The organism is Methanobacterium congolense, from assembly GCF_900095295.1.
Taxonomy (GTDB): domain Archaea; phylum Methanobacteriota; class Methanobacteria; order Methanobacteriales; family Methanobacteriaceae; genus Methanobacterium_C; species Methanobacterium_C congolense.
The window spans coordinates 1,912,971-1,927,648 of record NZ_LT607756.1 but is presented as its reverse complement, the minus strand read 5'-3'; the positions used below and the strand labels follow the sequence as shown (position 1 = coordinate 1,927,648).

General features: G+C 43.4%; 10 protein-coding genes. 5 read left to right on the top strand and 5 right to left on the bottom strand.

The features are described from left to right. The first annotated feature begins 120 nt into the window (after positions 1-120). Positions 121-1,368: a tripartite tricarboxylate transporter permease gene (locus MCBB_RS09175; RefSeq protein ID WP_071907478.1), complete on the top strand. Its 1,248-nt coding sequence runs from the start codon at positions 121-123 to the stop codon at positions 1,366-1,368. Between the two features lie 143 nt (positions 1,369-1,511). On the opposite strand, the gene MCBB_RS09170 is transcribed toward MCBB_RS09175, so the two are convergent. Beyond that, the gene (locus MCBB_RS09170) at positions 1,512-2,525 is read right to left on the bottom strand and encodes a 50S ribosomal protein L11 methyltransferase (RefSeq protein WP_071907477.1); all 1,014 of its coding nucleotides are present in this window, start codon (positions 2,523-2,525) and stop codon (positions 1,512-1,514) included. A gap of 41 nt (positions 2,526-2,566) precedes the next feature. Between MCBB_RS09170 and MCBB_RS09165 the strand changes: the two genes are divergently transcribed. Both MCBB_RS09165 and MCBB_RS09160 read left to right on the top strand, forming a co-directional pair. Continuing rightward, entirely contained in the window at positions 2,567-4,180 is a 1,614-nt protein-coding gene (locus MCBB_RS09165; RefSeq protein WP_084789940.1) for a CpaF family protein, read from the top strand. A gap of 129 nt (positions 4,181-4,309) precedes the next feature. Next, positions 4,310-5,449: a type II secretion system F family protein gene (locus tag MCBB_RS09160; RefSeq protein WP_071907476.1), complete on the top strand. Its 1,140-nt coding sequence runs from the start codon at positions 4,310-4,312 to the stop codon at positions 5,447-5,449. 609 nt (positions 5,450-6,058) lie between these two features. On the opposite strand, the gene cbiQ is transcribed toward MCBB_RS09160, so the two are convergent. The 4 genes from cbiQ to MCBB_RS09140 form a co-directional block, all read right to left on the bottom strand. Continuing rightward, positions 6,059-6,856: a cobalt ECF transporter T component CbiQ gene (gene cbiQ / locus MCBB_RS09155; RefSeq protein ID WP_071907475.1), complete on the bottom strand. Its 798-nt coding sequence runs from the start codon at positions 6,854-6,856 to the stop codon at positions 6,059-6,061. Between the two features lie 124 nt (positions 6,857-6,980). Then, positions 6,981-7,286, bottom strand: a complete 306-nt coding sequence (locus tag MCBB_RS09150) for a PDGLE domain-containing protein (protein ID WP_084789938.1) — start codon at positions 7,284-7,286, stop codon at positions 6,981-6,983. Then, positions 7,283-7,978, bottom strand: a complete 696-nt coding sequence (gene cbiM / locus MCBB_RS09145; RefSeq protein WP_071907473.1) for a cobalt transporter CbiM — start codon at positions 7,976-7,978, stop codon at positions 7,283-7,285. Before cbiM ends, MCBB_RS09150 begins: the two co-directional genes overlap by 4 nt. Before the next feature lie 395 nt (positions 7,979-8,373). Next, positions 8,374-8,751 carry a helix-turn-helix domain-containing protein gene (locus tag MCBB_RS09140; RefSeq protein WP_071907472.1) on the bottom strand — a complete coding sequence of 126 codons (378 nt, stop codon included), beginning with the start codon at positions 8,749-8,751 and terminating at the stop codon, positions 8,374-8,376. A 375-nt stretch (positions 8,752-9,126) separates the two neighbouring features. On the opposite strand from MCBB_RS09140, the gene MCBB_RS09135 reads away from it, so the two are divergent. Beyond that, the gene (locus tag MCBB_RS09135) at positions 9,127-13,908 is read left to right on the top strand and encodes a cobaltochelatase subunit CobN (RefSeq protein ID WP_071907471.1); all 4,782 of its coding nucleotides are present in this window, start codon (positions 9,127-9,129) and stop codon (positions 13,906-13,908) included. Between the two features lie 246 nt (positions 13,909-14,154). Next, on the top strand, positions 14,155-14,556 hold the full coding sequence (gene nikR, locus MCBB_RS09130) for a nickel-responsive transcriptional regulator NikR (protein ID WP_171899148.1): 402 nt from the start codon (positions 14,155-14,157) through the stop codon (positions 14,554-14,556). Positions 14,557-14,678: the final 122 nt, after the last annotated feature.

Sequence of the window (14,678 nt, the reverse complement as noted above, 5' to 3'; positions counted from 1 at the left end):
ATTTTAAATATTAATATTATATATAATATTACTAATTAAGTGAATAATTAATATAACTTCTCCAGCGCCACGATTCAAAACTTCAAGCTGGACTCTTGTTGAATGATTTGGGTGTTAAAATTGTGGGAAATCATACTTGTATGTTTTTTAGGGGTGATTTGTGGAACTGTCACAGGTTTAATCCCTGGAATCCATGTAAACACAGTAGGTGCATTTCTCTTCACGTCCTCTGCATTTTTATTAACCTTCATGTCCCCAGAAGTTCTTGCAGTGTTCTTGCTTTCCATGTCCATATCCCATGCCCTTCTTGAGTTCATCCCCTCCATGTTCCTTGGTGTACCTGATGAGGGAACTGTGCTGTCCATCATGCCCGGTCACTACTTCCTGCTCCAGGGAAAGGGTAAAGAAGCTATAAGGCTTGTTGCAGTTGGAGGATTCGGATCCATACTGGTCACCATCCTCCTTCTGCCCCTTTTCATGATTATACTGCCTCCCCTTTACACCTGGCTTAAGCCCTACATCTGGATCATCCTTTCAGGGGTTGTGATCTACATGTTCATACGCCTCAGCAGTGACATGATATCACTTCTATGGGCTGTGCTTCTTTTTTTGTTATCTGGTGTTATGGGATGGGTTATGTTCAGCACACCCATTTCTTCAAACGTTTCACTTCTCTGTATGTTCACGGGCCTTTTCGGTGTGAGCACCCTCCTCTACAGCATGTCCCAGAGTTCGGTTGTTCCAGAACAGAACAGTTTCCACAACTTCCAGTTCAATGGAACGGTTCTCAGGGGAGTTTTTGCAGGGGGAATTGCAGGAACCATCCTTGGATTTTTACCGGGAATGGGGCCGGCCCAGGGAAGCATACTCGCCCAGGAACTCAGTGGAGGAGGGGATTCAGGTGAAAATAGGGATGGATTTCTCGTTGCAATGAGCGGGGTCAATGTTTCAGATGCACTCTTCTCACTCATAGCCATCTACCTCATTGGAAATCCAAGAAGTGGTATTGCAGTTTACATAGACAAACTCATCCAGGTATTCGACTTCAACCATCTTCTGCTCTTCATATTCGCATCACTCACTGCAGTTTCCCTCTCCCTGATCCTATGCCTGAAGTGCGGAGATCTTGCAGCAGAATCCATAGAACGCATAGACTACACAAGGCTTTCCTGGGCAGTGATCGTACTTATGACATTCATTGTGGTTCTTTTTGCAGTTATGGAACATTCCAACGTTCCCTTCATACTCATGGTCTATGCTACTGCAGTTGCACTGGGGCTGCTTCCCCACTACATTGGTGTGAACAAATCAAATCTGATGGGGGTTTTAATAGTTCCTGCAATCATCATCTACATGGGAATGGGCTAGAACCCTTTGGAGCTTGGTAACTTAAAAAAACTAATGAATAAATTTAATTTAAACTGATTAAAGTAATTCAATTTTTCATAAAATTTAGGTATAACAAAAGATTTAACTGGAATTGTTTTAAAGATGATTTTTCAAATAAAATTCTAAATGACCACGATATCACTGCACATGTCCCTCACTGCATCCTCAAGATCGGCGGTTTCCACACCTGGAAATGCATCGATGATGCAGATATCAAATCTTTCATCCAGAATGTTTTTAAGCTCCCTGAGATCTGCAGAGTAAACCTCGAAGTTATCACCAAGTGCAACCGGGGTTTCAGGGGAACTCCAACTTATTCCCTCCAGTTCCTCCAGGTTCTCAGGGATTTTCACTGGGAATCCATTGACCTCCAGGTTCATGGCTGCTGTTCTTGCTGCAGGGTACCAGAGATCGTTGAAAACAACTTTACTTGCCCCTGCCTTTAAACATGCAATACCAAGGGTTCCAGGGCCACAGGTGCAGTCGAGAACACTTGCATTAGGGTATCTGTCAAGGTACTTCATGAGAATGCTCACCTTAGGAGATGTAGGTCTTGGAAATTCCACATGTATCTCGCCCTGGGCCTTGTAGATAGTCAAGGCCCCGTAAGGTGTTTGAACCACGTCGCATCGCATGTCACAGCCTGCAATGAGCTGGTAAATTTGGGGATCTGAACTGGAATCCTTCAAACCCACAGTTTGAGTTATACTACCTTTTAAAACTCCTTTAACTTCTGGAACTTCCTTCAGAATCTTCTCTGCAACTTCTTGAGGAATATCGTCCACCAGTATCACCAGAGAATCCTCAGGGAGGTGAGGTGCTGTTACTGTGGGATATGCTGGGGTTATCAGGGGAACACATGCATTTCTGAGGGTTGTTTTGCTGTCCCTAACATCTGCTTCCATCATGATCTTGAGGACGTGGGCCATGACCACGTCAAGATGTCTCCTACCGCATATGCAGCTTCCAAAATCAGCATCAAGGTTGTCCAGATCCACCTGCTCTGCCAGTGGTTTGAACTTCTTCAGGTTCCAGTTTTGGCAAGTATCACATGGACTGTAAAGTGTTCCAATGGCTTCCAGAACATGCTTTGAAGGTGTTATACAGTCAGCTCTGCAGCGACAGCCAATGTACATATGCTTAAATATTGGATACTTTATATAAATAGATGAGTCTTATGAAAGATAAACGTAAAGAGATACTCAGGGATCTTCTCGGGGAATTTGCTGCAGATGATGATGAGCCTAGAGAAGAAAAAGAGGAGATTCCTAAGAGAGTAAAGGAAAAAGAGGAATCAGCGGATGACAATCTTGAAGAAAAACTTTTAAACCTGACTAAAGTCTCTAAATCGGCTAAGAAGCCGAAGAAGATCAAGAAGGTTTCCAATGTCTTCAAGGCAGAGATAGTTGAGGAAGGTTTGATACCCACCTACAACGTCAGTGTTCCTAAGTTCTCAGAAAAAGAAAAAGCACTCTTCAACGAGGTCAGGGAAAAACTCGTTGAGGTTGCAGTTTCACAGGGTGAGGAGTTCAGGCTGGATGAGGATTCATTCACAGGGGAAGTGAAGGAATTCCTCAGAATGAAGGGAGCAAGGGATGTTGACAGACTTGCTGCTCAAATATCCCAGGAAATGCTTGGTTATGGTAAGCTGGACCCCATGATAAAGGACGATGACCTTGAGGAGATCATGGTCATAGGATCAGGGAAAAACGTCTTTGTTTATCACAGAAAATTGGGAATGATGATGACCAACGTCGTCTTTGAGGATGATGACGAGATAAAGGGCATAATCGATGTTATAGCCAGGCAGGTCAGCAGAAGAATAGACCAGCAGACACCAATCATGGATGCAAGGCTCCAGGATGGTTCAAGGGTGAACGCAACCATACCTCCTGTGTCTGCTGACGGTTCAACCCTCACCATAAGGAAGTTCAGAAAGGATCCATTAACCGTCATCGATCTCATAAACTTCAAAACCATGTCCTCACACCTTGCAGCGTTCCTTTGGGTGTGCACAGATGGAATGGGTGTAAAGCCATGCAACGCAATAATAGCTGGAGGTACAGGTTCAGGTAAAACAACCACCCTGAACACTGTGGCTGCATTCGTACCTCCCCGTGAAAGGATAATAACCATAGAGGATACACTGGAGATTCAGATTCCACACAGCCACGTTCTCCGTATGGAAACCCGCCCACCAAACATTGAGGGTAAGGGAGAACTCACAATGGACACACTGGTTAAGAACTCCCTGCGTCAGAGGCCTGACAGGGTGATCGTTGGAGAGGTCAGGGGTAGCGAAGCAGTAACCCTCTTCACAGCTTTGAACACAGGACACTCTGGTATGGGTACACTTCACTCAAACACGGCCAGGGAAACTATAACAAGGCTTGTTAACCCTCCAATGAACGTTCCAAACATTATGATACCTGCCCTTGACTTCATAATAATGCAGAACAGGATGTACAGGCCTGAAGGTGGTTCAATAAGGAGGATCACCGAGGTTGCAGAGATTGTTGGTATGGAAGAAGGAAACGTACAGCTCAACCGTGTTTTCGAATGGAACAACGTTGCTGATAAAGTTGAATACGTTGGAATTGCAAGTCAAACCCTCAGGGACATAGCTGAACTCCGTGGAATAGGAATAACAGAGATTGAGGAAGAAATAGAGAAGAGAAGACTTGTACTTGAGTACATGGCAGACAACGATGTTCGTTCAATAGAGGATGTTGGATCCTTCATAAACAACTACTACAAGGATCCAGATGGAGTACTGGACATGGTGCTTTAGGATATCCCATTGAAGGTATCCTACCCTATTATGGCTACATTAATATTGAATGAGCCATAATATATTATGGAAGAAGTTGAGGGAATAATAAATTCAAAGCCTTGAGATTTATAAGTGACTGGTGATAAGATGGTTTTTGATGGGTTCAAAAAATTTTTCAACAGAATTGGTGGAGTAACTGTAGATTCAAGTAGGAAAGTTGGTGAAGGAGTTTCTGCACCAGTGGACAGGTTGAACAGCAGACGATCTGAGGGAAGGATTCCCCATGATGAAAGCTCCTCTGAAAGATCTTCTGAGGCTGAATCCCCAAAGAAACTATCCATGAAAACCTCAAGTATTACTGAGGGCTTGAGAAGAAGTTCAAAACCAAGACGTTCTCAAAGAACCATAGAACGCAGGCGAATGGACAAGGATGAGATAGAAATATTCAAGGAACTCGTTGATAAGAAGTACCAGCGTGGAACTAAGGAGAAGGAAGTCCAGGAAGACCAGGCTAAAAAAGCAGCTTACACCAAAGCTTCACTGGAAGAACTTCTCAAGGATGAGGAAAAGGAGGGAGTGGATCCCAAACTGATAATGGTTATGGGTGGAGTTTCCTTTGCACTTGTAGTTGTTATAATGGTTGTACTGGGCTTTGGAATAGAGATCGGCCTAGTGTTCGGTCTTGCAATCTTCATGATGTCCGTGGTGATCATCTTCCTTCCAAACCTGCAGAAGGGTAAACGGTCCAACGAGGCTTCAAGGGAACTTCCATATGCATTGAGGCAGATGGCAACGGAGTTAAAGGCAGGGCTGGGTCTTCACGACAGTATGAGGTCAGTTGCAATGTCCGGCTATGGTGCACTTTCTGAGGAATTTGCAAGGACACTCGAGGAAATAAAATACGGTGAAACAACAGAAAAAGCTCTGGTTGACATGAGTGAAAGGATACAGTCTGAAGGACTTAGTAGGGCAGTTCATCAGATAACAAGAACCCTTTCAAGCGGTGGAGATCTATCAAAAACCCTTAACGTTATAGCTGAGGACACATCCTACGAAATGAGGATGAAACTTAAGGACTACGCTCAGAAACTCAACTCATTCACCATGATATACATGTTCATAGCCATATTAGGGCCTGTTGTATGTTTGATCATGATAATTGCAGCTTCAACAGTCATGGGACCGTTCATACCACCTATACTTCTCCTGATCATGTACCTCTTCATGTTCCCAATGGTGGTGGCATTCATGGCCTTCATGATAAAGAGGCTGGAACCGCAGATTTAAACGGTTCCTGAAGTATTTTAATTCTTATTTAGTTATTTTAATTCTTATTTCTATTTAATTCTTATTTCTATTTAATTCTTATTTCTATTTAATTCATATTTCTATTTAATTCATATTTCTGCTGTTATTTTTAATTGGTTTAATCTTAAACTCTTTTTTATCTTCAAACTCTTTATCTTCAAACTTCCTATTTTTAGGAAGTTCTTATCCGGATTTTATTCATAGGTCTGATAATAAAAACATAAAAAATCTTTCTAAAACTTTTCTAAAACTTTTCTAAAAGTTTCTAAAATCTTTTATTCTAAAATCTTTTAAATAATTCAACAATTCCCTTTTAATCTTCACTATGCCTCAATAATTAAAATAAAGATCTTAGTTAAAATCATATCCTGTAGGGGCTTTATCCATGGTGGGTTTATCCTATGAGATCTGGACTTTATGTTATGGTGTGTGTTGTGTCAATTGGTGCCCATTTGGTCTGTACTGTGTACTGCCCTAGAACTGAAACAGTGATGGACTGAGGAACAGGGAGGGGGTGTGGTTGTGGATAAATCTTTAAAAATTAGTGGCCAGATTGAATATTAAAAGAAGGATTAATTTAATGGAAGATCAGATTACTCCAATGTATTTAATGAACTCAAGGCAGATGATAAGTGCAAGTGTTGTTGATACGAAGGTGAAGTCCGTCATTCCAACTTTATTCTTTGCAGTGTAAATATCTGATTCCTCGCTGTAACCACGGCTCAGCATGCTGAAGTAAACAGTTTCGCCCTTTTCAAAGGCTCTGAGGAACATCATGGCTATTGTGTAGGCAACCTGCTTCAGCCTCCACATGTAGGCTGTTTTTTTGCTGAAGATGTCGAAGTTCCTGCTTGCCTGGGCATGTCTTATCCTCTGAAGCTCATCGTAGAACATGAAGAGGTACCTTATGAAGAGGCTGAATATCATCGCCAGGTCCCTGGGCATTCCAAGCTTCTTGAATGAGTCAACAACCTCTTGCATAGGGCTCAGGGATGATAAAAGAACGATGCTGGTTAAACATACAATCAGTCTGGATATAAGGAGTAATCCGAAGGCCAGTCCCTGGGCTGTTACGTGTATGCCCAGTGGCAGTGTGTAGATAACTGTACCTGCATGTACGAAGGGTTGGAATATGGCTATGGCCCCACCAAATGGGAGAATTAAGAGTATCTTTATGAATGAATCCTTGAAGGAGAGTTTTGAAACGTAGATAAGGACCATGAGGTAAATCTCCATGAGCACCAGTATGAAGATGTCTGTGGTGTAAACTGCGTAGACTATTATGGCCAGTAACATCACCAGTTTGACCCTGCCGTCCAGATTGTGGAGGGGGCTGTTTTGCATTGTTATACGTTCGAGTTCACTGATGGATTCAAGGCCGCTCATGTTTTTTCATCTCGTACATCTTCTTTTTTGTTGGTTTTCTCTTAGTGGAGGATTTTTGTATATTTTATACCTTTTTAAAAAAATTTTAAAAAATTTAAGGTATCCCAAAAAGGGATACGTAGATTTATTCAGATGCTTCTGGAGGGTTTCTTCTCTTAAGAATTTCGGCTATAACGTAACCAAGTCCAAGGGTGATGAGAACACCCACGATCAAAGCAACTATTCCCGAGAATTGATTTTCACCGAATGCAGGAATTATGTAATCTGGAAATGGGGACTCATATATTCCTGATTCATCTGCTGTGCCAACTTGTTCCGCGGATTTTTCAAGCCCATCTGGGTTGGATGAAGCTATGAATGGTGCAAGAATAGCTATGATAACACAGATAACCAAACCCACCATCACGAGTTTTTTGTCGTTAGGATTCATTTTGATTCCACCTCGCTTGACTCTGCCTTGAGATCTCCTGTTTTTTTCCTGTTCCAGGCAAGGAGATCAGGTCTGAGTTTTTCAAGGGCTAGTATAACAACCACGGTTAAAATGGCTTCTATAACACCTATTACAGAGTGGTATAATCCCATGAACATGAGTCCTGCTCCCAGTGGGAATGTTCCTGCAAGCCACATCTCCACTGCAACTGCTTCAGCTGCTATGAATATGGACAGCCATGATGCTACTGCTATTGCTGCTATTTTGGCTTTGTTTTCTGAAAGCACTTTGCCCAAAGGTTTTCTCAGGGCTTTGAATGAGTAAAGGCCCACGCATCCTCCTATGATCCCCATGTTTAAGACGTTTGCACCCAGTGCCGTCAGTCCTCCGTCTCCAAAGAACAGTCCCTGTACAATCAATACAAGGGTGAATACTATGACCGCTGCCTCAGGGGCCATGAATATAAGGGCAACAAGGGCTCCACCCACCATGTGTCCGCTGGTTCCCCATGGTATAGGGACGTTCATGGACATTATGGCGAATATACCTGCTGCTAAGACTGCCAGTAATGGTACCCTCTTCTCGTCAAGGTCTCTTCTGGCCCATCGAAGTGAGATAATCAATGCTACTGCTAATATGACAAAGTAAATAGCGCATTGCCATAAAGGTATAAATCCGTCAGGTATGTGCATTTTTTTGATCCTCCTTTCAATTTTCTATACAAGTTTCGTATTTATATAGTTTCATATGGTATTACTAAACCCTTTTTTTGAAGGTAAATCGTAATACTGGCTTCAAATCTGTTTTAAAGCTCTATTTCTTAGTGAAACTGAAACTATCATATAAATGTTTTTGTCAGTATTACTAATTCTGCGCTTTAAAGATTAAAATTAATACATAATGTATTACTAAACTCGATTTTTTCCGCCGAGAAGTAGTAACCCTTCACCTAAAATACCTAAAATAGTGACTTTTTAAGTTTAAACCCTTTTATAATGTGTTGATTTCTCTCTTCTGAGATTAAATTTGCCTTTGGAGTTAAAAATTTGCATTTTTTCATAAAATTAAAGGGGAATATGGATCCCCCTTATTTTCCTATCTCTGCAACTTGGAATTCATCCATGTCCACGCGGCCTATGGTCCACATGCACCCTTCAACATCAAGCTTTTTGAAGTTCTCTGAATTTATGGCGTGGATCTTTTTAAGGCCCCTTATGTAGTACCTGAAGTCCGGACCGAGTTCCTCCTTTATATGGGCTCCACGACCTATGTAGATGAGATCCTTCAGATCCTCTGGATTGAATTGTTCTGTTAGGTTGTGGATCCTCTTTTTCAGAGCAGGGCTGGGATGTTTGTGGGATCCAAGTTCCAGTGCAGTCACGATTTCTTTGGGCACATGGAGTTCCTCTGCAAGTTCTTTTTGGGTTTTGTTTCCATGTTTCCTGTACTTCAGTTCATCATCCACATCAACACATCCTACTTATATAAATAGAAGTAGTACAAACCTTTATAAATAATTTTCTAATAAAAAGTATTACTAATTGCCCTCTGAGACAGATAAAATAATAGGGGGATTTGTTTTGTTATTCGTATCCTGGGATGAACGATTTCAAACTAAAGGAAGCGGTTATTACTTTTAACCCTTGAAAATTCGCAATTTATATTAAAAAATCATTAATTTTTAGGATAAAAATATTATTATTCTTATAAGTATTACTATGTCCTTGTTTTCCTACCCATAATTAATAACACAAATACTATATATAGTATTACTCTTACCTACATTTGCACATTAAAAAATAAAAAGGAGGTGAAATGTATTAATCAAAAACTCAGTTCATTGCTGATATGCTTCATACTCATGATGAGCTCCATGGGACCGGTTACAGCAGCAGGGATGGATGATTCTGGAGTCGAACCGGTGGAAACAGAGAATTGTACTGTTCAAAATCTTAATTTTACAGGATCCGCCCCTTCAAACTCCTCAAACTCTCCAGTTAACTCAGAGATTTCAAATGATTCAAGGACATCAACCTTTCCGGATCTAAAGACCAAAGGTTCCAAGGAGGGACTGGTTGACCCAAAGGTCTTCGTTATAAGTTCAGATGCCAACATAAAATCCATAAACGATGCTGCATACAAGGTCATGGAACTCTTCAATCCAGTGGGAAACTACGATGCACCAGTTTCATTTGAGGTGCGTTCCTACAAGCAGATAGAAGCAATGAACGACAGTGATTTGAAGGCCCTGATCGAGAGCTCCCAGATAGTGATAGGTGAATGGATATCCGAAACAGTGAACAAAAAACTCTGGAACCTCGTATCAACCAACAAAGGACTCCTGAATGATAAGGACTTCCTCATGGTGGATGATCAGGGCACAACCAGCAACCTGACCCGAATGAACCAGGTTAACGGTAAAAAAATATTCAGTGGATTATCAGACTCAGAACTGAGTTCCCTGCGATTGGCAGTTAAAAACAGCAACACAACAGCACTTGAAACCTACAGATCAACGTGGTCTAACTCTTCAAGCCCCCAGTACAACCCCGGGGGTGTGGAGTGGATAGACGTGGCACTCTGTTACACCCAGAAGGGAACCCAGAACTTTGAAAACCAGTTTAAATACTCCATAAAAGGTTATGAAATTTCACATGGAGGTTCATGGGACTCCTCATGGGATCCAGAGCCCTGTATTTTAACCAAAAAGGAGATGCTTTACAGGGATGGTAAAACCTTCAACAGCCTTGAGGACTACCTGAAAATCTACTCAAAAAACAGCAGCGCACCCACAGTTGGAATCGTGGATGATGTGAGCTACGTTACAAACGGAAACATGGACCACTACCAGAGCCTCATAGATACCCTGGTTGCCAGGGGATTCAACGTGATACCCATCGTTGGATCATCAGGTGCCAGTGTACAGACTGCAATGGCCACGTTCTTCACAGACCCCCAGAACAAGGTGAACGCAGTTGTGAGCTTCTTTGACTTCACACTGGGAAACAACAACACCAGTACCCTGCTTGAAAGCCTCAACGTACCTGTTTTCAAGGCCATGAGAACCGATAAAAGAACAGAGGGGGACTGGCTTGTTTCACAGGAGGGTCTGCCCTGGAACGAGGTTTACTACAAGATAGCCAATGCAGAGACTCAGGGAATAATAGAACCAACCTTTGTTGCAGCAAGCGAAACAACGATAGATCCAGTAACTGGAGCACAGATATCCAGGTTCAAACCAGTAACAGAGAGGATCAACACTCTTTCAGACAGGATAGCCAACTGGGTGAACCTTCAGACCATGGGTAACAGTGACAAAAAGATCGCAATGATCTACTACAACTACCCACCAGGCAAACAGAACATCGGTGCAAGTTACCTCAACGTCCCTGAAAGCATAATGAACATACTACAGACACTCAAAGCCCAAAATTACACCGTGGAAAACATTCCAAACAATTCAACCCAACTTGTGGATGAGATGATCAAGAGGGGAATCAACGTTGCAAACTGGGCACCAGGAGAACTTGAGAAACTTGCAGAAAACCCAAACACCATACTGTGGGAGGCAGACAAGTACAAAGCATGGCTTGCCAAACAGGACCCACTAGTCCAGAAGGAGGTGGTTGAGGGACCCACAGGTTACATAGAGGAACTCACCAAAATCGGAATCAGCAATGGATCAACCGACGCAACCTTAACAGCAATAGACAAATGGACCAACCAAACAAAAAGCCTGGCAGACACCTACACAAATAAATCAGCAAAGGCAGACGCACTCCTTGAAAGGATGAACACAGCATTAAAATCAATTGTAAATGGTGATTCCACCAAATGGAACGATTTCTACGCTGCAAAGGCAGAGTTCAGGGCACTGAACATGTCAGGCCTTTCAGGATGGGGTGAGGCACCGGGAAACATAATGACAGTGAAGAAAAACGGCACTGAATATGTCGTCATCCCTGGAATGTTCTTTGGAAACGTTTACATAGGTCCCGAACCCCAGAGGGGATGGGAGGCAGATGTGGAGAAACTCTACCACAACACAGCAGTTTCACCACCCCACCAGTACCTTGCATGGTACGCATGGGTGAATGAGGTGTTTGGAGCAGATGCACAGGTCCACCTTGGAAGACACGCAACCTACGAATGGCTGCCAAGGAAGGAAGTTGCACTGACAAGCTTTGATTATTCAGATTTGGTCTCTGGGAATGTTCCGTCCATATACATCTACAGTATGGACGGAGTTGCAGAGGGACTGCAGTCCAAGAGACGGGGAAACGCAGTGATAATAGACCATATGATTCCACCAATGAACTCAACAGCCCTCTATGGAAATTACACCGTCCTGAAAACATCCATGGACAACTACAAACTCCACAGTACAGATCCAGATGGAAGCCAGCTTAAGGAGCAGTACAAAACCGAGATAGGTAACAACGTGGTGAAACTCAACCTTGCAGGGGAACTTGGCATAACAAACCCTAAAAACCTCACAGATGCAGACATAACTAAGATCGATGACTTTCTGGATGAGATGGAGGGCACATTAACTCCATGTGGTCTTCACACCTTTGGAGGAAATTGGAGTAGTGAGGAAATTGATATGATGGCCAAAGCCATGGCAGAGGCCAACGGTGGAAACATGGAGGATTACAGGAAGCTTCTGAGTGAAAGTCCCACCTGTGAAATGAACTCACTTCTGGGTGCACTCAGTGGAAGCTACGTGTCCCCGGCAACAGGGAATGACCCAATAAACAACGTGAACGCCCTGCCAACTGGTAAGAACTTCTACTCAACCAACGACAACCAGCTTCCTAAGAAATCAGCATGGGAGCTTGGTAAGAAACTTGCAGACATGGCACTGGCACAGTTCGACCAGAAAGACCTTCCTGAGAAGATAGCAGCAGTTGTATGGTGCGTTGAAACCTCCCGTGATGACGGAACCATGGCATCCTTTGTACTCAGGATGCTTGGAGTGGAACCTGAAAAAACAGAGAAATGGCTCAACCAGGGAGGTACCGTGGGCAAAATGGTTGCAACACCAAGCTCAGAACTCACAGCCGACCTCAACAAAACCCGTGTTGAAATGGGACTCTCACCACTACCTGCAAACTACACACGCCCACGGATCGATGTTATAACAACCACCAGCGGACTCTTCAGGGACCTGTTCCCGAAACTACTGGTGAACATGGACAGATCCTACCGCGTTGCACTTGCAGCATCCTACAAAACCATATGCACCGATCCCAAGTACAGCAGCCTCAAGGACAGCCTTGACTATGCACTCCAGCCCCTTATAACAGCAGGTTATTCAACCAAAGCAACCTTCCCAACAGGCATCTATGGAAATGAATCACTTGAAACCAACTACGTTGCCAAACACTGGCTGCAAACAGTTCAAGACCTCAAAACAAAGGGTGTATCATCCAACGATGCAGGTGAACTTGCAATAACCAGGATCTTCTCCGCTGCTGTGGGTGAGTACGGTGCAGGTGTCAGCAAGGCAGTGGAACAGTCATGGACATGGAACAGCACAGACACCATAGCAGACATGTACCTTGAGAGAATGGGCCACTCCTACACCGAGAGGAACTGGGGCACACCCAACACCGAGCTCTTCAAGGACCTTCTCAAGGGGGTTGGCACAGCATACCACAGCAGAAGCTCCAATGTCTACGGTGTACTGGACAACGACGACTTCTTCGACTACTTCGGAGGACTTTCACTTGCCATAAAACGCACCAACGATGGAAGGGCACCTGATCTCAACGTTCTCTCATATGCAAACCGCAACAACGCAAAGGTAATGTCCCTTGAAAGTTACATGGGGATGGAACTACGAACCCGCTACCTGAACCCCCAGTGGATACAGGGAATGATGGGTGAAGGCTACAGCGGTGCAAGGGAGATGTCCAACAAGTTCATCTCCAATCTCTGGGGATGGCAGGTCACCAATCCGGAGCTTGTCAAGGGCTGGATGTGGGACGAGGCAGTGAACACATACCTGAAGGACCAGTACAACACAGGCGTTACCAAGTGGCTCTCCACTGGAAACAACGCCTACTCCATGATCAGCATGACAGGAACCATGCTCACAGCAGCCTACAAGGGCTACTGGAAACCTGACACTGCAACCATGAAACTGGTTGCAAACACATGGGCACAGATGGTTATCCAGAATGGCGTTGCATGCTGCGACTGCAGCTGCGGTAACATAGCCATGATGAAATGGGCAACCCAGTACATAAACCCTGATATGCTTGCACAGCTTAAGAGCAAACTTTACACTGCAACAGGAAGTGCTGCATTTGCAGCAAGTACGGGTACATCTAACCCTTCAAGCCCCCAGGGTTCTCAGGGATCCACTGCCAATGCAGGATCCCCAGCTGTGGGAACATCAAGTTCAGCTTCAACCGGTGCAGGGAAGAGCAGTTCCCAGTCAAACAGTCAGGGAAGCTCCTCTTCACAGGCAGGAGACAACGGACAGAAGTCCTACGAGATCACCAAGAACAACGGTTCAAGTTCCTCCCAGACAGGCATGCCAGTAGCTGCAATACTGGGTATAATAGTTCTTGTGGGTCTTGTTGGTGTGGGGTACTTCAAAGGAAGGAGGTGAAGCTTAAATTTTTCAGATGGGATAGTTTCAGTTAAAAGCAATGAATAAAATGACTTTGGGGGATATGAATCCCCATTTTCCTATTTTTTTTAAGACCCCATTTTTGCCTTTGGATTTGGAACCCTTTTTTTGTTGATCCCCCCTTATTCTGAAGCTAAAATAGGCTGAAGGCATACAAAACCTTTATTAATCAAATAATAAGAATTAATATATGATGAGTAACAAGGATAAGGAGGAATCTAGATGATGCGAATAAGCATGTCACTGCCTAAGAAACTAATGAATGAATTTGATGATGTTCTGAAGGACAGGGGATACAATTCCAGATCGAAGGGTATCCGTGATGCCCTCAAGGATTACATACTGCGCTACCAGTGGATGAATGAAATTGAAGGTGAACGCATAGGTGTTATAACCGTGATCTACGACCACCATGCAACAGGGGTCATGGAGGACATCACCGATGCCCAGCACGAGTACGGTGAATACGTGAATGCAGTCATGCACATCCACATGAACGAGAAGTACTGTCTTGAGGTTATAGTGATCCACGGGGATGTTAAATTCATCCGCAACCTGACTGAAAAGCTCATGAGGCTTAAGGGTGTTGAACACGTTAAGTTAACAAGCACAGCAGTCAAGGAATGATTAAACCACTATTAATCTTTAAGAGACATTATTAATCTTTAAGAGAATTGAAAAAGTTGTACTTCATTTTTTTTAAATCTTTTTTTATTTTCTCCTGAATAATAAAAGCTAGAATTTCCAAT

Excerpts from the sequence above, each read along its gene's own strand:
- MCBB_RS09170 (WP_071907477.1), bottom strand. The coding sequence starts at position 2,525 with ATGTACATTGGCTGTCGCTGCAGAGCTGACTGTATAACACCTTCAAAG.
- MCBB_RS09165 (WP_084789940.1), top strand. The coding sequence starts at position 2,567 with ATGAAAGATAAACGTAAAGAGATACTCAGGGATCTTCTCGGGGAATTT.
- MCBB_RS09160 (WP_071907476.1), top strand. The coding sequence starts at position 4,310 with ATGGTTTTTGATGGGTTCAAAAAATTTTTCAACAGAATTGGTGGAGTA.
- cbiQ (WP_071907475.1), bottom strand. The coding sequence starts at position 6,856 with ATGAGCGGCCTTGAATCCATCAGTGAACTCGAACGTATAACAATGCAA.
- MCBB_RS09150 (WP_084789938.1), bottom strand. The coding sequence starts at position 7,286 with ATGAATCCTAACGACAAAAAACTCGTGATGGTGGGTTTGGTTATCTGT.
- cbiM (WP_071907473.1), bottom strand. The coding sequence starts at position 7,978 with ATGCACATACCTGACGGATTTATACCTTTATGGCAATGCGCTATTTAC.
- nikR (WP_171899148.1), top strand. The coding sequence starts at position 14,155 with ATGCGAATAAGCATGTCACTGCCTAAGAAACTAATGAATGAATTTGAT.